Origin of the sequence: Lactobacillus panisapium (assembly GCF_019469265.1) — a bacterium.
GTDB classification, from domain to species: Bacteria; Bacillota; Bacilli; order Lactobacillales; family Lactobacillaceae; genus Lactobacillus; species Lactobacillus panisapium.
Map to the genome: position 1 here is coordinate 1,127,293 of NZ_CP048268.1, position 19,605 is coordinate 1,146,897.

The 19,605-nt window shown below is 37.0% G+C and carries 18 protein-coding genes; 2 read left to right on the plus strand and 16 right to left on the minus strand.

Annotated elements, in window-relative coordinates; all coding sequences use genetic code 11:
* Positions 1-28 precede the first annotated feature (28 nt).
* From dtd to prmA, 4 genes are read right to left on the minus strand one after another with little or no spacing between them, the layout of a single operon-like run.
* Positions 29-466, minus strand: coding sequence for a D-aminoacyl-tRNA deacylase (dtd, locus tag GYM71_RS05315; protein WP_220219702.1), 438 nt, complete (start codon positions 464-466; stop codon positions 29-31).
* A complete protein-coding gene (locus GYM71_RS05320) occupies positions 466-2,700 on the minus strand; it encodes a RelA/SpoT family protein (RefSeq protein WP_220219703.1) in 2,235 nt (744 codons plus the stop codon). Before GYM71_RS05320 ends, dtd begins: the two co-directional genes overlap by 1 nt.
* A gap of 15 nt (positions 2,701-2,715) precedes the next feature.
* Positions 2,716-3,069: a hypothetical protein gene (locus GYM71_RS05325; protein ID WP_220219704.1), complete on the minus strand. Its 354-nt coding sequence runs from the start codon at positions 3,067-3,069 to the stop codon at positions 2,716-2,718.
* Positions 3,070-3,113: 44 nt separating this feature from the next.
* Positions 3,114-4,058: a 50S ribosomal protein L11 methyltransferase gene (gene prmA, locus GYM71_RS05330; RefSeq protein WP_220219705.1), complete on the minus strand. Its 945-nt coding sequence runs from the start codon at positions 4,056-4,058 to the stop codon at positions 3,114-3,116.
* A gap of 58 nt (positions 4,059-4,116) precedes the next feature.
* Between prmA and ybaK the strand changes: the two genes are divergently transcribed.
* Together ybaK and GYM71_RS05340 are read left to right on the plus strand one after the other, a co-directional pair.
* Positions 4,117-4,617 (plus strand): Cys-tRNA(Pro) deacylase, encoded by a 501-nt coding sequence (ybaK, locus tag GYM71_RS05335; RefSeq protein WP_220219706.1) that lies wholly within the window; start codon positions 4,117-4,119, stop codon positions 4,615-4,617.
* A 157-nt stretch (positions 4,618-4,774) separates the two neighbouring features.
* Positions 4,775-5,722 (plus strand): sugar-binding transcriptional regulator, encoded by a 948-nt coding sequence (locus GYM71_RS05340; RefSeq protein ID WP_103751677.1) that lies wholly within the window; start codon positions 4,775-4,777, stop codon positions 5,720-5,722.
* Here the strand turns inward: GYM71_RS05340 and citX are convergent.
* The 12 genes from citX to GYM71_RS05400 all read right to left on the minus strand — a co-directional run bounded on the left by citX (position 5,715) and on the right by GYM71_RS05400 (position 19,526).
* Positions 5,715-6,257, minus strand: a complete 543-nt coding sequence (citX, locus tag GYM71_RS05345; RefSeq protein WP_220219707.1) for a citrate lyase holo-[acyl-carrier protein] synthase — start codon at positions 6,255-6,257, stop codon at positions 5,715-5,717. The genes GYM71_RS05340 and citX overlap by 8 nt on opposite strands.
* 200 nt (positions 6,258-6,457) lie before the next feature.
* Positions 6,458-7,996: a citrate lyase subunit alpha gene (citF, locus tag GYM71_RS05350; protein WP_103751679.1), complete on the minus strand. Its 1,539-nt coding sequence runs from the start codon at positions 7,994-7,996 to the stop codon at positions 6,458-6,460.
* A complete protein-coding gene (citE, locus tag GYM71_RS05355) occupies positions 7,986-8,900 on the minus strand; it encodes a citrate (pro-3S)-lyase subunit beta (RefSeq protein ID WP_220219708.1) in 915 nt (304 codons plus the stop codon). Before citE ends, citF begins: the two co-directional genes overlap by 11 nt.
* Entirely contained in the window at positions 8,901-9,197 is a 297-nt protein-coding gene (gene citD, locus GYM71_RS05360; RefSeq protein ID WP_103751681.1) for a citrate lyase acyl carrier protein, read from the minus strand. It lies immediately after the preceding gene.
* Positions 9,187-10,245, minus strand: coding sequence for a [citrate (pro-3S)-lyase] ligase (gene citC, locus GYM71_RS05365; protein ID WP_220219709.1), 1,059 nt, complete (start codon positions 10,243-10,245; stop codon positions 9,187-9,189). The genes citD and citC overlap by 11 nt, the downstream gene beginning before the upstream one ends.
* A 34-nt stretch (positions 10,246-10,279) precedes the next feature.
* Positions 10,280-11,071 (minus strand): alpha/beta fold hydrolase, encoded by a 792-nt coding sequence (locus tag GYM71_RS05370; RefSeq protein WP_220219710.1) that lies wholly within the window; start codon positions 11,069-11,071, stop codon positions 10,280-10,282.
* Complete coding sequence (locus GYM71_RS05375) at positions 11,072-12,538, minus strand: DASS family sodium-coupled anion symporter (protein ID WP_103751684.1); 1,467 nt, start codon at positions 12,536-12,538, stop codon at positions 11,072-11,074.
* Positions 12,539-12,554: 16 nt separating this feature from the next.
* Positions 12,555-13,253 (minus strand): RraA family protein, encoded by a 699-nt coding sequence (locus tag GYM71_RS05380; RefSeq protein WP_103751685.1) that lies wholly within the window; start codon positions 13,251-13,253, stop codon positions 12,555-12,557.
* Positions 13,254-13,271: 18 nt separating this feature from the next.
* Entirely contained in the window at positions 13,272-14,201 is a 930-nt protein-coding gene (locus tag GYM71_RS05385; RefSeq protein ID WP_220219711.1) for an L-lactate dehydrogenase, read from the minus strand.
* Positions 14,202-14,422: 221 nt separating this feature from the next.
* Complete coding sequence (locus tag GYM71_RS05390; RefSeq protein WP_220219712.1) at positions 14,423-15,820, minus strand: flavocytochrome c; 1,398 nt, start codon at positions 15,818-15,820, stop codon at positions 14,423-14,425.
* Between the two features lie 29 nt (positions 15,821-15,849).
* The gene (locus tag GYM71_RS05395; RefSeq protein ID WP_103751688.1) at positions 15,850-17,253 is read right to left on the minus strand and encodes a class II fumarate hydratase; all 1,404 of its coding nucleotides are present in this window, start codon (positions 17,251-17,253) and stop codon (positions 15,850-15,852) included.
* A gap of 224 nt (positions 17,254-17,477) precedes the next feature.
* On the minus strand, positions 17,478-19,526 hold the full coding sequence (locus tag GYM71_RS05400) for a copper-translocating P-type ATPase (protein ID WP_244986853.1): 2,049 nt from the start codon (positions 19,524-19,526) through the stop codon (positions 17,478-17,480).
* Between the last annotated feature and the right edge of the window lie 79 nt (positions 19,527-19,605).

Genomic DNA, 19,605 nt, shown 5'->3' on the forward strand with positions numbered 1-19,605 from the left:
CCTGTACTGTTATTTCAGCTTAAATTTTTTATAAGTCAAGTACAATCGTAAAAGGTCCATCATTTTCTAAAGTAACTTGCATGTCGGCACCAAATTTGCCAGTAGCAACATCCAAGCCATTATTTTCAAGTTCATGATTAAAAGCCTGCCATAACTCATCCGACTTTGGTGGTCTCATTGCCTGAATAAAGCTAGGACGATTACCTTTCTTAGTATCGGCAAGTAAAGTGAATTGACTAACACTCAAGATTTTGCCGCCAACATCTTTAATTGCCAAATTAGTCTTTCCGTCTTGATCTTCGAAAATCCGCATTTTAGCTATCTTAGAAGCAGCTTTTTTCACCGTTTGGCTATCGTCGCCTTCTTTTAAGCCAACTAATAATAGAAGGCCCTTTTTGATTTCACCAACATTTTCGTTTGCAATTTTAACGTTAGCATAATTTACTCTTTGAATTACTACTCGCATTAATTATCAGCCCTTCTAGTTTCATAAACATCAGGAATATCACGTAACTTGGTTAAGATACTATCAAGTTGACCAGAATTATTGACAGCAACTGTTGCATAAATATGAGCAATATTTTCGTCATTAACTTTACCTGAAAGATTGTTAATGTTGGGCGTTAGTGAGTTTAATTTAGTTAGAACATCGCTTAATAGACGACTGCGATTATAGCCAAAAACCTCAATATTTGCGTTAAAGGCTTGTGCGCTATTTTCTTCAACATTTTCCCATTCTACTTCAATTAAACGTCCCTGACTGGCATCATTATGAACAATATTACGACAATCGCTACGGTGAATTGTAACCCCACGGCCCTTTGTAACGTAACCGACAATCTTATCACCAGGAACCGGATTACAGCATTTGGCTAAATGCAGCATTAAGTCGCTGATGCCTTGAATCATCACACCGTTCTTATGCTTGATTTTCATAGCCGAGGAATTACTATTATTTGTTTCAGAAACTGCCTTTTGGCCTGAATTTAAAATTTCTTCTTCAAGCTGCTTTTGGCGCTTTTTTTCATCTTCATGACGAATGTCGGCAGTCAAGCGATTAACCACGCTGATAGCCGAAAGATCACCAAAACCAACTGATGCAAACATTTCATCTGCTGTATGATAATTTAATTGTTGCAATAGTTGCTCGATATGGTCTTTGTCCATGAATTCCTTAGGTGAGAAATTTTGCTCGCGTAAATTATCCGCGATCATCTGCTCACCTTGCTCAATGCTATGCTCTCGGTCTAAGTTCCTAAAATAGCGCCTGATTTTATTCCGAGCGCGTGAAGTTTTGACCATGTCCACCCAGTCCCGCGATGGACTAGCATTGGATTGCGTCATAATATCAATGACATCACCATTTTTTAACTTGTAGTCTAGTGGCACTAATTTGCCATTCACTTTAGCGCCAACCGCGTGACTTCCTACTTGAGTATGAATCTCGTAGGCAAAGTCCAACGTAACTGAGCCCTTGGGCAGTTCGTAGACCTCACCTTTTGGCGTAAACACGTAAACACGGTCAGAGAAGATCTCACTTTTGACGCTCTTCATAAACTCGCCAGCGTCCTGTGTTTCATCCTTTAATTCAAGAATTTCTCGTACCATGTCAAGTTTTTCGTTAGAGGAAGTTTGCTCAACTCCTGAGAAATTGCCGCGCTTATATGCCCAGTGGGCAGCTACACCGTATTCCGCCACTTCATGCATTTGTTCTGTTCTAATTTGAATTTCAAGTGGACGGCCACCGGGACCAATAATTGTAGTGTGAAGTGATTGATACCCGTTTACTTTAGGAACGGCAATATAATCTTTAAATCTTCCGGGCATCGGCTTCCACTTAGTATGGACGGCACCTAAAACTGCATAACAATCCTTGACAGTCTTAACAATTACCCTAACCGCTAAGAGATCGTAGATTTCATTAAAATCCTTATGCTTATTAACCATTTTTTTATAAATGGAATAGATATGCTTAGGTCGACCATGAATATCATAAGTAATTCCTAAACCATCTAAACTTTCTTTTAATGTATTAATTGCATCTTGAATATATTTTTCCCGCTCGCTTCTTTTTAGGCTCATTAAGTTCACGATCCGGTAATAAGCTTTCGGATTAAGATAATGAAAACTGAGATCCTCCAGTTCCCACTTAATAGTACCAATACCTAATCGATCAGCTAACGGAGCATAAATATCCATTGTTTCTGAAGCAATACGTCGTTGTTTATCTGGCCGTAGATGCTCTAGCGTGTGCATGTTATGCAATCTATCAGCTAACTTGACCATAATGACACGGATATCCTTAGCCATTGCTATGAGCATTTTACGGTGATTTTCAGCTAAGAACTCTTGGTGCGATTTGTATTCATATTTATTTAGCTTAGTAACGCCATCAACAATGAAAGCAACATCTTTACCAAAGATATTTTTAATATCGTCATTAGTTACTTCCGTATCTTCGACTGTGTCATGTAAAAAGCCGGCAGCTATTGTATCTGGGTCAAGTCCAAGAGTGGCCAAGGTCCCTGCCACTTGCGTGGGATGCACAATGTAAGGCTGACCAGACGCGCGTTTTTGCTCTTTATGCGCATTTTCAGCAAATTCATATGCCTTTTCAACAAAAGCAATTTGCTCATCATTCATGTATTTTTTACAGGTGTCAATTACTTGATCATGCGTCATTTCCGCATATTTTGACATAGAACCCGACCCTTCTTATTTATAAAATTGTCTATCCATTAAGCCAAAGATTTCAAAGATTAAATAAATTAAACCAAATAATAAATTATAGTTAGCATATTTGATTAAAACGATTAAACAAAAACAAACTGGCAGCAATAACAGCCAATACCATTTCAAGGCAATTTTTTTAACCAATATTCCTAAGTGGTAACTGACCAGACAGTTAAAAACGATAAAAAGTAATCCAACACGCCAAACGGTTGGAATCCGGCACAAGCTAAAAATAAATGGTAATAATAAAACCAATATTGTCCACCAGATAATAGGCATTGCTTGATAATGATTTAACTTTTTAATAAATGGTATGTGTTTTAATTTATCAATCAATTCACTTTTTCCTTACTTAACTTAATTTTCTATTATAACTCTTTTTATTGTTCTTTTCGCGCAATTACTAAACTTACCCAACGATCCTGTTTCATCGTTAATTCAACCTTAAAGTCATAATTATCTAGGGCTTTTTCTACCTTTGTTAACTGTAAATAATCGATTCCGGAGAAAATAACTTTTCCGCCTTTTTGCAAATGATCATTTAGCTGAGGTATCAAGTCGAGTAAAATTTCCGCTAAAATATTAGCAACAATAATATCAAATTTACCGTCAATATTCTCTAATAAATTTGCTTTTTTAATCTGAATATTATCTAAATGATTTAAGGCAACATTTTCTTGAGCTGCCGTGACAGCTTCGTCAGAAACATCGGTGCCAATTACCTCGTTAGCTCCTAAAAGTGAAGCGGCAATAGCCAAAATTCCTGATCCAGTTCCAACATCAATTACGCTTTTAGGAGCAGTCAGTGTTCGTTCCAAACCCATCATAGCAAGTTGTGTAGTCTTATGGCCGCCAGTACCAAAAGCTAATCCTGGATCCAAATTAATTAGCTTTTGATCAGAAAACTGGGGTTGGTAATTTTCCCATTCTGGAACAATTGCCAGGTGCCTGGAAAAATTAATAACGTGATAAAATTTTTGCCATACTGTATTCCAGTCTTTATCTTCGATATAAGATGCACTAATTTTGGCTTGACCAATATCAAGTCCGTATCCCTTCAATTCCTGTAACTTTTGGCGAAAATCTGCGAGTAATTTATCCCGGTCTGAATCTTCTCTAAAATACGCATAAAATTCTAAGTCTTGAGGAAGATCGTTGATTTCTTCCAGATTAACAATGGTAGAATCATTTTCCCAACCGGCATGTTCAAAATCAGACCGCTTGCGTGTTTCTGTTCCCAAGCAGTGAAGGACGTCCTGGCTGTATACACTGAGTGCATCTTCTATTTCGTGACTAGTCTCAATTTTAATAATTAATAATTTCATGAATAAACTCCCTTTTTTATTTCTCTTTATCAATGCTATGATTAAAAAGGTGATAATTATGGCAAAAAAGAAAAATAAAATTGAAAAAACGTTAGTTGAAAAAATTTTAGATAGAAATAAAATTCCATATCATCAAGCTGAATTTGCTACACACAAAGACTCAGGTGGCGTTGCGCAAATGGATACTTCTATTCTAAACGAGAATGAACATTTGGTCTACAAAACACTTGTCTGTTCTGGTAATAAAACTGGAGTGTTAGTTGGAGTCATTCCTGTTACCGAACATTTAAGCATGAAAAAGCTAGCAAAAGCTTCTGGTAATAAAAAATGTGAACTCCTTCCATTGAAGGACCTTGAAAAAACAACTGGTTATGTTCACGGAGCAAACACGCCAATTGGCATCTACTTCAATCATCATTTTCCAATTTACCTAGACCAAGACATGAAAAAAGAAACTGAAATAGCGGTTTCTAGTGGAAAAGTCGGAAGAAGCGTCTACTTAAAACCAAATGACTTGCAATTAGTGACCCATGGTACTTTTTGTGATTTGCTTGAATAAGTTTACAATTTATGGTGTTTTTTTGAATAATAATAAATATATTTTATTAACTTTTTAAAATTATTGTTTTAAATAAATTTTTGTTTATATTTTTATAGAATAAAGAGCCGTTTTTGTAATATAATTTAAAATAATATTAAAGAAAAGGGATACCCATATGACACTATTAACAGATGAACAATTAGCTAATATTGCACAAGATTATTTTTTAAGTCAACTAAATATTGCTGATATATCTAATAAATACAACATTTCACGTTACTTAATCACGAAAGCGATTGAAGAAGCTAAGGATAAAGGAATTGTCAAAATCAGCATTTCCCAAAGCCCAAAAAGGTCACAAAAGTTAGAAAATGAATTTCAGCGCATTTTTAATCTCAAAGAAGTTTATATTCTTGAAGATTTAGAAACGAAAAATCAGGACAACGAAGTAATTGTCAACTACGCGGCAAAACAAATTCAAAACTACACTAAATCTGCCCATTTAATCGGTTTAACTTGGGGTACGCTTCTCAAGGATATTATTGATAATTTTACTGAAGAAACTAGGGATGATTTAACTTTTATTCAGCTTGTTGGTCAAGCTGTCAATACCAGTAGACGAAAAAATCAGCTGACACAAGAGGCTGCAGATAAATTTAATGCTAAGAGCTTAACTTTTCCTGCCCCACTTTATTCAATTAATCCGCAAGTCGTAAAAGAGCTTAAAACTGAACCTTATTATGAATATTTTGCTAAGAAATTTTCTGAAATAGATTTGCTTTTTGCCAGCATTGGTACAGTTCAATCATTAGAATCTGACCAATTCTTCATGGATTACTATGCTGAGAATCTATTGAAAAATGTCGATAGCCTTCAAATTGCGGGCGTCATCTTCGGTCGACCATATGATATTAACGGTAACTTTTATAAACCAATTGACTCACACATTTGTGGTATCAGTATGGCAGACATTATGAAAATACCTACTCGTTTTGTTGTCGTTAAAAATCGCTTTAAAGAAGATGCATTGTTAGGAGCATTACGAAGCGGCGTAATTACTCATTTGGTCACAAATAGCGGTATTGCCGAACGCGTTCTACGTAAAAACAAGAGTTTTATTTAACTTGCTGATAGTAAATCCGACTAATATATTCTTGCAGTTCTTGTACCGAATGACGTCGTGAGCGAGCACAGTCTTTAGCTGGACGATCGCATAAAAAGCATTTACGAGCGGGCATATCCAAATCAGTGCGTGATAGTGCTGCCTGTTGGTTTTTAACTAAAACATCAGCGTCGAAAAGTCGCGTTAATTGTGATTGGTTTTCAAAGCCAACTGCAGTTTTTTTGACGGCTCGCCTATTGCCATTTACTAAATAAAAATTTTCGCATCCGGTTGGCTTATCCCATTTTTCCATTAATTTAAAGGATAAGTGTTCTTTCTTGAGTGACTCTTCCAAAGTTTTTATACCTGTTAAGAAGAGCTGCTTTAGGTACTGGTTATTTTTAATTGGCCCAGGTATGTTAAGCTTAACGTCCAGTAAAACACTATGCGGAAACTCTCGAAAAAGTTTTTTCTGTAAATTAACGCGTTGATCTTTGTCCGCAAGAACTTGTTCTATTGATTGTTTTGTTCCAGATGCAAATATAGTTTTAGTCATTTAAAAACTCCTTTTTAAATATAAGAGTTAGAAATCTACTTCGATTTGTTCAGAGGTAGGTTTTTTGTTCTAAAAAATAGAAATCTAATCTTTAGTAATTATAGCTTAAATCATTTGGTGTTAATTTAGCTAGATATAAAAAGCTTCAAAAGTCATAACTTTTGAAGCTTTTATGATTTATCCAAAAAATTGCTAGACTATTAGTCTTTTACTTCTTTGATTGTGTCAATAATTGTACCATCACGATATTGAATCAATGCTACTGTTCTATCAGTATATTCTAATGGCTTTGGAGTTCCTACTTGTTTTTCAGCCATCTTTTGCAAATCTTTAATATCAACAATCTTAAGCTCTGGTACTTTGCTAAATGCAGCAATTAAATCTTGCCGTTTTGGATTGATTGCAATTCCCCGTTCAGTAACTAAAACATCAATTGAGTCACTTGGAGTAACAACAGTTTCAACCGAAGGTACAATCGTTGCGTTACGTCCACGTACAAGTGGCGCAGTAATAATTGTCATTTTGGCAGAGGCAGCATCTTGGTGGCCACCAATTGCACCACGAATTACCCCATCCGAACCAGTCATTACATTAACGTTGAAGTCAGTATCAATTTGTAAGGCCGACAGAATAGCAACATCTAAATTATTAACTACTGCTCCCTTATTATGGGGATCAGCGTACCAAGAAGCATCAATTTCTTGTTGGTTTTTATTTTTAGCCATTGATGCAGCAGCACCTTTATCAAAGTCCTGCACATCCATTACCTTGTTAACTAGTCCCTCTTCGAGTAAATCAGTGGTTGGCTTGGTAATTCCACCTAATGCAAATGAAGCTGTAATATTATCATCAAGCATCGATTGCCGTAAATACCTAGTTACAGCAAGAGCGGCACCACCAGAACCAGTTTGGAATGAAAAACCTTGCTTATAATATGGAGAATTAACAATCACTTGGTTAACCATCTGCGCAATTTTTAATTCCTTAGGATCCTTGGTAAAACGGGTAGCGCCAGAACCAATTTTATCGGCATCACCAATTTGATCAACTTTTACTATATAGTCAACTTGAGTTTGTTTAATTGATGCAGGCGTATTAGGATAGTCAACAATATTATCAGTAAGTAAAACAACTTTATCTGCGTATTGTGCGTCAACTAAAGCATAGCCTAATGAACCAAAGACTGCATCACCTTCTTGCCCGTTAGCATTTCCAGCTGGGTCTGATACAGGAACACCTAAAAAGGCAACATCAATCTTAATTTCGCCTTCTTCAATTGAACGTGCACGATTACCGTGTGAGCGAAAAATAACTGGATTTTTCAGGCCACCATGAGAAACAAAGTCACCAAGACTGCCACGCATACCTGAAGAAGTAATATTCGTAATGACACCCTTTTTAATTGCCTCAATTACTTTATCATTCATAACGCCGGTTAAAGAAGATGGTGCTAGGGTTAAGTCCTTATAACCGAGTTTAATAATTAAATCCATTACCTTGTTGAAGGCAAAATCACCGTTTCTAAAATGGTGGTGGAAAGAAATAGTCATCCCATCCTTGAGTGTTTTCTTAATAACTTCTTCTAAAGATTCAACTACTTTGTTTTCGCCAGTGGTTACACTAACTTTAGGAGCCACTCTTTGAACGTCAGGGTTACCGATATTAACACCCTCAAATGGTTTTAAACTCATTTTTGTCATTAAATCATCCGGTAAATTGCGTTTTACTTTATTCTCCAATGTAATTGCCCTCCTCATCAATTAAGTTTGACGCTTTGGCTGTTTCGATTACGCGATTAGCCTTTTCAACAACAGGTTTATCAACCATCTTGCCATTCATTGAAATTACACCAGAGCCCTTAGCTTTAGCTTCGCGAATTGCATTTTGAACTGCTTGAGCATTTTCAATTTCATCTTTGGTTGGGTTGAAGACTTTGTTAACCATTGGAATTTGTCTTGGATTAACCAGTGATTTTCCATCATAACCTAGTTCATATATATAGTTTGTTTCGCGGTAAAAGCCTTCCGTATCATTCATATTCGAAAAGACAGTATCAAACGCGTAAACGTCAGCTGCACGAGCTGCTTGCAAAACCATATTCCGAGCAAATTCGAGTTCACGACCATCAGGATAACGATGAGTATGCATATCAGCAGTATAGTCTTCACCCGAAACGGCCAAGCCCATCATTAACGGCGTAGAAGTGGCAATTTCAGGAGCGTTTAGAACTCCCTTAGCACTTTCAATAGCTGCCATTACACCGATTGAACCTTTCTCGACGCCATATTCTTGTTCAGCTTTTTCCATATCACTGACCAATTTTTTAATCATTGCAGCAGATTCAGTTTTTGGCAACCGAATAACATCAACGCCAGCTTTAACCATGGCTTTTACGTCTTCATCATAAAATGGTGTATCCTGGCCATTTATTCTAACGACTATTTCTGCTCCGCCGAAATCAACAGTTTTGATGGCATTATATACAAGCATCCGTGCAGCGTCTTTTTCGGTTAGAGAAACAGCATCTTCTAGATCCAGCATAATTGAATCGGCACCATAAATTCCAGCATCTTTAACCATGGCAGGATTATTACCTGGTACAAACATCATGGTTCGACGCAAACGGTTTTTTACATAAGTCATTTATTGCAATACCTCCAATTCTGGTTTATCCGAGGTCTCAGTTGCTCTTTGGGCAGCGGCAAGTGTCCGCGCTGCGATCACACAATCAAGAGCTCCCTTATCAGTGGCCTTTACTTTTGCATTTTCAATGCCATATTTTTGTAAGGTCGTAGTAATTACCTTTTTGATTTGATCACCATAAGCCTTGATAACTTCTGAGTCTAAATCAATTTGAATTCCTTCGTTGCCCTCTGAAATCATGATTTGGATGTCTGAGGACTCTAATGTTCCTGCAACACCAACAGTCTTAATTTCCATTGATATTCATTCCTTTCTTTATTCGCATTTGTAAATCTTTCTTGTTGTTAATAATAAATTGCATTGTGCTAACTGGAACCAAAGGTTTTATTTCTGCTAAGTGGTCTTGCTTAATTAGCTGCCGCACTTTTGTTGCTGTTATTACCTGACTATCTGCTTGGAAACGTTCAACAATTTTAACTTCGATATCAGGACTTAAAGTCTTTATCAGGCTTTGATTATAGAAATTAGTTGTTCGCGAAAATGGTTCTGTTCCTAAATATCTTCTGTTAATTGTTAGAGCGGGAGCAACATAGTTTTTAAAAACTAAGGCATCAATTTCAGTCTGAACAGTAATTAAATCATCGGCCGATTTTAGGAAATAAGCTGGAAATGTCGACTGGGAAACCATATAGTCTCCACCACTGACGACAAGGACATTTTTTAAATCCCTTGTCCCCTCTTTTACCAGCTGCATTCTTTCATTGGTTTTAAAGAGCGAAGCATCTGTAGCCACAACAAAAACATAAACCAAATCATTTTCTTTACTTGCTAATTCAACGAGTTGACGATGACCAAGCGTAAAAGGGTTTGCATTCATGACAATTGCTGCCACTTGCAGTTTTTTTTGGTCTTTAACCCGAGGAATTTGTGCTAAAAAATCATTAATATCTGGCGTCCCATTTTCTAAAAAAGCGGCTGACTCATTATGAGCGAGTTCTTGAAATCCTAAATGAGCAAAACTTGTAGAATACTTTTCTTTGGTGAAAACAAAGCTATGAAAAATCTGTTGACTAAAGAGATATTGCTGCAAAGCAGTAATTATCTGGTTGAAACGAGCACCTGGAGTTGTTTCATCATCATTTGAAACCGCGATGTACTTTAAGACATTGTTCGCTGTACTTCCGGTACCAACTAATTCCCCGTCTTCATTAATCAAACCTAAAGTATGATCAATCACGTTGACTTCACGGGAATTAAAATTTGATAGACCATGATGAAGCAAAAAATTTTGCCATTTTTTGTATGTCTCTGGTGTTTTTAAATAAAGATCTACGATCTTATCCATTAAGTAACTTCCTCTTCAATATCAACTTCTGCATTCAATTATGCAAGAAATTTATTATTTCTTTGTACATCAAATTTGGCTGTTCAGCCTGAATTAAGTGCCCACAGTTAGGAATCACTTTTGCCTTAATTAATGGATTTAATTTTGCTGTTGCTTCAGCAAAGTGATAGTCAAAAAAGGGTGACTTTTTACCAGCCAAAACTAGCATTGGCTTCTTTAATTCAATCAGCACATCACGCCAATCTTGTTCAGCATGATTAATGCGACACAATAGGTTTTCTTCAGGATGATATGGAAAACTTTGAGCTTCCTTTTTTGCGAGTGCAAACATTGCATCGTCAACATGGGTGGCTATCCCGGTACCAAAATCGGCCTTTAGATAGCTCGGATAATTATTCCAAGTAAGGTCTTGGTATCCGTATTGCCAAGTTTTATCTTTTATCATTTTGGGAGGTTGATCCAAATCCACGATCGCCTTTAGGCGCTTTTCACCATAAAGTGAAATATAAGCCCACAAATTCGCAGCACCCATCGAATTGCCAATGCCAATAATATCAACTAAATCTAGCTTTTCAATCAACTGGTTTAAATCAGCGGCATGTCGACTAATTCTTTGGCCTTTAAATGTTCGCGCAGATCTGCCCTGGTTTCTTGGATCGATAATAATAAAACGATAATCTGAGCTAAAAAGCTCTATTGCCTTTTGCCATAATGCGGCAGAGCCACCGATTCCCGGGATAGCAAGAATTGGTGGTTGCGTAGTTTTTGTATCATAATAATGGATTCTTACTCCATCATTAGTTATAAAGTCTGCTTGACTAATCATTTACCACATGCCAATAATTTTCATCCAGAAAGTACCGATTACCCCGAAAATCAAAAGATATACGATACCAAGGATAAAGTTCATCTTCCACCATTCGCTTTGTTTGATATAACCGGTAGTAGCTAAAATGGAAGCTGGTCCGTTGGCATAGTGTGTGGTTGAAGCGTTAATTGCACCAGTGAATGCTAAAAGCATTGCTGACAGGGCAAGTGGTGCTCCGGTAGCGACTGCTACTGATAAAAATGGTAGATACAATGCCGTCATATGAGCTGTTCCACTGGCAAAGAAGTAGTGGGTGTAGAACATTAGAATTACTAATACTGCTAAAACAATTTCCCAGCTAATTCCGTGAAGTCCAGATTGGATAGTCTTTGAGAACCAATCAATAAAACCAAATGAGATTAGCTTGCTAGCCATAAATACCAAAATTGATAGCCAGATTAAAATGTTCCAAGCTCCAGTCTGCTTCAAAGCATCCTGCATGGTCAAAACCCCAGTTAACAAGAGTAGGCCAACAGCTAAGAATGCAACGAAAGTTGAATCTAATTGTGGAATTTTATAAATACCTGATAAAACCCATAAAACAATCGCCAACAAGAAGACTGCAGACATTATTTTTTCAGGCTTAGTAACAGGACCCATATCTGCTAAACGGTCATCTGCCCATTTTTTAGCATTAGGAGTTTCCTTAATCTCAGGTGGGAAAATTTTATAAATGATTAATGGAATGACAATTGTTGCAATTATTGCTGGCACAATTGCTGCAGTAAACCAGCTTATCCAGCTCATTTGATAGCCCTTTTGAATTGCCATTTGGGAAGCAACCATATTAGGAGCAGCACCTGTAATAAACAGAGCTGTCGAAATGACGTTAGCATGAAAGGCAATAAAACTTAGATAGGCACCGATTTTTTTCCGAGATGGATCATTTGGTAAAGAATCATAGTCTTTTGAGATTGATTCTGTGACTGGCCATACGACCCCACCTGTACGTGCACTATTAGAAGGAATTAAAGCTCCGAGAATCAATTCAAGACCAGTAATGGCATAGCCAATTCCAATCGAGCGTTTACCAAAACGACGAATCATCCAATAAGCGATTCTATTTCCTAAACCGGTTTTACTAATACCATAGGCCATGATAAAAGCCATTGCAATCAACCAAGAAGCGGAGTTACTGAAAGCACTCAGGATCCCGGCATTAACAGCACCGGTTTTTGGATTTACTTCATTTTGAATTGGTGCTAAACCAACCAAAACAGTTACAATCAAACCAATTAATGTGGTACCACCAATTGGTAAGGGTTTAGTAATACAGCCAACAATGGTAGCTACAAATATTGCAAACATTTCCCATGCTTGTGCTGATAAGCCATACGGTCGAATTGGAGTAAAACACCATAAAGCAATACCAATTATTACTGGTAAAACAAATCCTTTATAGTTTACTTTCTCTAAAGTTTTCATAATTATCCTCTTTTATTTATGGGCGGTAAATATCGTCGATAATTTTATAATCCTTGTTTTTCAGTTCTTCATCAAGCCAGTCAATATTTCCAGTTCCATTATGAAAACTCTCAGCTTTACGATCATCTTCTTGGTGAAAGGCCTGGACTTTAGGAAGTAATTCAGTCGTCTTTTCACGAGCTACTTTAACCACGCCATCAGCATCGCCAACAATTAAATCACCAGGATTTACGCTAACCTCACCACAAGAAACTGGAACATTAATTTCTCCTGGACCTTCCTTATATGGACCATTTGGCGAAGTGCTTACAGCATAAATGGGTAGATCCCAATTGCGTAAGCTATCAATGTCACGCATCGGACCATCTACAACAACACCAGCTACGTGTCTTTGATCACGAAGCCATGTCATCATAACTTCACCGATAACGGCCCTAGTATTGTCACCCTCATTATCAATTACAATGACATCACCTTCATGACAGTATTTTAAAGCCGCATAAATAGTTAAGTTATCACCAGGACGATTATGAACTGTAAATGCTGGGCCACACATCTCTTTTGTAGGACTAGACATCAACTTAATGCGAGTAGCCATTGCCCCTCTGCGATTCATACAGTCCGCTATATTAGATGTCGGCAAATCTTTATAGCCTTCAACAATTTCTTTATCAGGAAGTTCTCTTTTCAGGAAAATCCGTTTACCAACTTGCATGTTTATCTCTTTTCTTCACTAATCTAAGCTAATTCCAGCAAGAACTTCTTGCATCTTATCTGCAGAATTGAGCATTTTCTTAATTTCAGAATCAGATAATTTAGCTTCAATAACATGACTAATACCAGTTCCATCAATTGCTGTAGGAGTTCCTAAGTAAAGGTCATGCTTAATACCGTATTCACCATTAATTGGTGCTGAAAGTGGCAAAACAATTGCACGATTATCCAGAACGGCACTAACAATTTGAGTCAGCATCATTGCGATGCCATAGAATGTGGCACCTTTGTTTTCAATAATCTTGCCACCCTTTTGGCGAATATCTGCTTCAATATCATTTAAGACATCAGCAGTAATTGCGTCATAATCTTTTAAGGCTTTTTTAGCAACAACTGATTCATCAAAGTTTTCAAATGAAGTATCCCCATGTTCGCCAAGAACCATTGAATTTACTTCAGCTACAGGTACATTCAGTTTTCTTGCAAGTTCAACTTGTAAACGAGCTGAGTCAAGAGAAGTACCTGTACCAATGACCTTATTCTTAGGAAAACCAGATAATTTTTGGGTTAAAGTGGTCAAAATATCAACTGGGTTTGCTGAAACTACAAACACTCCATCAAAGCCAGAATCTACAACTGGTTGAATAATACTCTTCAAAATTTTGACATTTTTGTTTACTAAATCTAATCTAGTTTCTCCGGGTTTACGTGGAACGCCTGCAGTGATTACTACCACATCAGCATCCTTGGCATCTGAATATTCGCCGGCATGAATATTACATTCACCAGCAAATGGGATGATGTCTTCAAGATCCATTGAATCTCCTATTGGCCTTTTTTTAACAACATCAGTGATGACTAGCTCATCAACATTTGTATGTTGCAGTAGGTCATTGGCAAAAGTTGATCCAACAGCTCCATCACCAACAAGTAAAACTTTTCTAGACATAATTTAATCCTTCCAATCTCTAAAAAAATGAAATCCTTTTCATCTGTCATTATATATGTGAATCGAAGATTTTGCAATATTTTAAAGAAATAAATTATTTTTTACTTTTTTAAATATAAAAAGTGATTTTTATTTTTCAATTTTAAAAAATACAAGTAAATTTGCAAAATTAAAAAAGCACTCAGTTTACTAAGTGCTTTTAAAACTTTAAAATTCAATTACTATTTTGCTGAACGAACAAATTCAGCCATTTGCATACCTGCTTGACGACCAAAGATAACTGTTTCAGCAATTGAGTTACCACCAATTCGGTTATTACCATGCAATCCACCAGAAACTTCGCCAGCTGCGTAAAGGCCAGAGATGACATTTCCATTAGTATCTAAGACTTCTGTCTTAGGTGTAATGTGAATACCACCCATAGTGTAGTGAATAGCCGGATTAATGTGGATAGCAAAGAAAGGTCCGCGGTCAATTGCACGGTCCATCCCAGTTGTCCGGTTAAATTCTTGGTCATTGCCTGACGAAACGGCTTCATTCCAAGTTTTAACCGTATTTTCTAAGTTCTGACCATTAATACCGTTTGCTTCCGCAATTTGGCTTAACGTGTCACCGTGGCTTACTAAACCGATGTGATCATAAAATTCAACGGCAGTGAAATTGTCACGAATACCCTGATCAAAAATGAGGTAAGCCCCATTTTCGTGCAAGTCATTAATTGAATTAGAAACAATTTTACGGGTATTCATTTCATTAACAAAGCGTTTACCAGCCTTATTAACTAAGATTGCTCCCTCACCACGAAGTCCTTCACCAATCAAGTAAACATGGTCTGTGTCTGTTTGAGCGGTCGGATGTACCTGGATAAAGTCCATTTGCTCAAGTTGAGCATCAATTTGATCAGCTAACTTAAGTCCGTCACCAGTTGCACCTGGTTGATTAGTTGTTTTAAAGTCGACTAAGTCTGGTCGATATTTCTTGATCAATTCTTTTGATGAGCCGAAACCACCACTGGCAAGTAATACTGCCTTGGCACTAACGGTCTTGTTCCCTGCTTCAGTTTCAAGTTCGACACCAGTAACATTCTTATTGTCATCTTGAACTAACTTAATTACCTTAGAATTGTTAAAAACAGGAATATTTTCTTTTTGGATTTGCTTTAACGCACCGGTAACAAGGTAATTTCCGACAGGTGCCATTGAAGCAGGACGGTGGGCACGCTTTTTACTCATTCCACCAGTAATAGTTAAATTGGTTAATTCAATTCCATGATTACTCAACCAGTCAATTGCAATAGCTGAATGATCCACGAAGTAACGCAGCAATTCAGGGTCATTTAATCGACCTCCGCCTTGCATTGTTTCTTGGTAAAAATCTTCTTTGTTATCAATAATTCCTTCGTTAATTTGAACCAAGCTTTCTGATGCATTCATACCGGATGAAGCCCGATTAGTGTTTCCACCTAGTTCAGCATTTTTTTCAAAAACAGCTACTTTTAAGCCCAATTCATTTGCCTGAATTGCGGCTGTTAACCCGGCACCGCCAGCACCGACGATTATTGCATCGTAACTATCTTTTATTTCGGAACATTTGCTTGGTGTAAAGACAAATTTAGCCATTAATCTAATCTTCTCCTATACCTATAATATTATTTTTCAGGTTCAGTACGATCAATATTAGTCATTTCCATGTAGTCCATCCATTCATCGTATTGCTCTTCTGTAACTTCACCACTCTTCAAAGCCGCTTCTTTCAAAGTTGTACCTTCTTTGTCAGCAGCTTGAGCAATTTTAGCGGCAGCATGGTAACCAATATGAGGTGACAAGGCAGTAACTGTCATCAATGAATTTTCTAGAAGTTCATCCATCTTTTCTGAGTTAACAGTTAAGCCATCAATCATCTTATCAGCAAAGCCCTCAATTGTTCCAGTTAAAATATCACAAGAATCAAGGAATGCAGCAATCATAACTGTCTTGAAAACATTCATTTCGAAATTACCTTGTGACGCAGCAAAAGTAATAGTGGTATCATTGCCGAAAACTTTTGCGGCTGCCATTGTTACAGCTTCAGCCTGAGTTGGGTTTACTTTACCTGGCATGATTGATGAACCTGGTTCATTAGCAGGAATGTTCAATTCATGGTAAGCAGCTCTAGGACCAGAAGCTAAGAAACGAATATCTTGGGCAATCTTAAACATATCAGCGGCTAATGTCTTTAGTGCGCCATGAACAACATCGATTCCTGAGTGATGTGCCAGACCCCAGAACTTATTCGTTTTAACCTTAAATTCATGTCCATATACTTTTGACAATTTAGCCGCAATTTTTTCGGTCATTCCAGGAGCAGCATTTAGGCCAGTTCCAACAGCAGTTCCACCTATTGCTAATTCATACAATGTTGGTTTAAGCTCTTGAATGTATTCTAAATCATGCTTTAAAGCTGAAATATAGCCGGAAACTTCTTGACCAAAAGTAATTGGCGTGGCATCTTGCAAGTGAGTACGACCAACTTTTACCGTCTTCCAATACTTGTCTTGTTTAACTTTGAGTTTTTCAATTAAATGCTTAATGGCAGGCTCCAGTTTATCAAGTGCTTCAACGGCAACAATATTCATTGCTGTTGGATATGTATCATTTGAAGATTGACCACGATTAACATCATCGTTAGGCAAAATATTCAAGCCTGGGTGCAATTTATTAGCTAAATTAGCAACAACTTCATTAACATTCATATTGCTTTGCGTTCCTGAACCAGTTTGCAAAACATGAAGTGGAAAGTCTTTTTGTAATTCTTCGTCTTTTAATTGAAGTAAGTGATCAACCGCATCTTCAATGGCTGCTCCTTTTTCTTCAGGTTCATCTCCAACCTCGACATTTGATTCAGCAGCTGCCTTTTTCAAGTTAAGAAAGGCCCGAATAATTGCTAATGGCATTAATTCACCGCTTGGAAAATTATTCCGGCTCCTTTCAGTTTGCGGACCCCACAGCGCATCCTTAGGAATTTTAACTGGACCGATCGTGTCACTTTCAACACGGTATTCTTCTTCGCTCATTTTAGTTCTCCTTTTGGTTTTTACTATATTTTATCTGAAAAATTGCCGATTTACGACTTCAATACTCATCATACCTGTTCTTAAATTTTATTTCAATATTTTTCAAAAGAAAGGGCTATCTTTTTAAATTTTTAAAAAGAAGTTTTATTTTTTGAAATCAACCCCACGACCAATATTTTGTAAACAAAAAGCACCCCACACAGGAGATGCTTTGAATTCATTTATTAAATATGAAGAGTTTCAGCATTAATTGCTACAATAACTGTCGACAAGGACATTAAAATTGCTCCGACAGCCGGTGCTAAAATAATGCCCCATGGAGCCAAAATACCTGCTGCTAGTGGTAGTGCAATAATATTATAACCTGCTCCCCACCATAGATTTTGAACAGTTTTCTTTTGCGTATTCTGTGCCAGTTTCAAAAAGCTAATAATATCTGTTGGTTCACTGTTTACTAGAACGACATCGGCTGAATCAACAGCTACATCAGTCCCTGCTCCAATTGCGACCCCAATATCAGCTTTAGCCAAACTTGGAGCATCATTGATTCCATCACCAACCATCATGACTTTGTTGCCTTCACTTTGTAATTTAGCAACAATTTTTTGTTTGTCTTCAGGCATCAATTCTGAATAAACTTCTGTTATTCCGAGTTTCTTAGCAATACTGTCAGCAACTTTTTTATTATCACCAGTTAACATTACTGGGGTAATATTTAATTGTTTTATTTGCTTAATCAACGAACTTGCAGATGATTTAACTTGGTCACCCACAGCAACATAACCAATTAGAGTTTTATCTTGAATCAGGTAACTAGTAGTATAATCGGCAACATCAATAGTCGGAAAATTAGTTATGATTTCGCGGGCCGCTTTTTCATTTACTAGTAAATATTCTTTACCACTTAAAACACCCGAAACACCTTTACCAGAAATATTTTTACTCTCAGATAACGGCAACAACTCAATCTGCTTTTCATGCGCATATTGCAAAATACTTTTTGCGATTGGGTGAGTTGAATCTTGCTCAATCGAAGCAATTAATTTCAATGCTTCAATCGGAGACACTGATTCATTCAAAGAATCGCACTTACGTACTTGAAATTTACCCTCAGTCAGTGTGCCCGTTTTATCCATTAAAAGGTAGTTAATCTTAGAGCTGACACTTATCACATTTCGATTTCTAATTAATAAACCATTTTTGGCACCAATAGAAGTGCTTTTAGCATTAACCAATGGAATTGCTAGTCCTAAAGCATGAGGACATGCAATTACTAAAACGGTAACCATTCTTTCTAGCCCATCGGCAATGCCATTGATGCTTGTCCACACGATTAGCGCAATGATACCAATAATTAACGCTGCGTAGAAAAGCCAACCAGAAACTTGGTCTGCCAAGGTTTGCAGCTTTGATTTATTCATCTGCGAAGATTGAACAAGTTTATTAACATTAGCCAAAAAACCAGAATTGGCAGAGTTTGTTACCTTAATAGTTAATGCATTTGAACCATTAACTGAACCGCCGATTACTTTATCGTCTTTTTTACGTGTAACATCATTCGATTCACCCGTAACTAATGATTCATTAATATCGCTTGTACCATTCAAAATAATCCCATCAAGGGGAATACTTTCACCTGGCTTAACAATAATCGTTGCGTCTTTTTGAACTTCATTGATAGCAACATCACTAGTTTGACCGTCTCGTTGAACATGAACTTTATCCGGCAGCAACTTGGCCAAATCATTAACTGAACTGCTTGCGTTCATTACCGAGGTCATTTCAATCCAATGCCCAAGTAACATGATTAAAATCAACGTTGCTAATTCCCAAAAGAAATCCATTATATGATTTTTACTATTCAGCAGATCGTTTTGGATAAATGCATATAGACTATAAACATATGCAGTCGTAATTCCCAATGAGATTAAAGTCATCATTTCTGGCTTTTTAGACTTTAATTCGTAGTACGCTCCCTTAAGAAACGGCTCGCCACCGTAAACAAAAAGAATAGTAGCAAAAATAACAACCACCCATTCGGAGCCAGGAAACGAAAATTGAAATGGCAAATGGACTCCCATTGCAGGTGCTAAAAATAGAATAGGAAGTGAAAGAATTACGGAAATCCAAAATTTTTGTTTTAAATTGCCCATGTGCATCATGTGATTGCCATGCATCATCATGTCACCACTACCCATGCTCATTTGCTGGCCATGATCCATATGCATTGATGAATCATGGTTCATTCCATGACTATTATCATTCATATTCATATTATTCAAATTAATCAAGTCCCATCTTTAAACATCAACCATATCATTCAGTTAACTTTAATCTACTTTGATAAGTGAA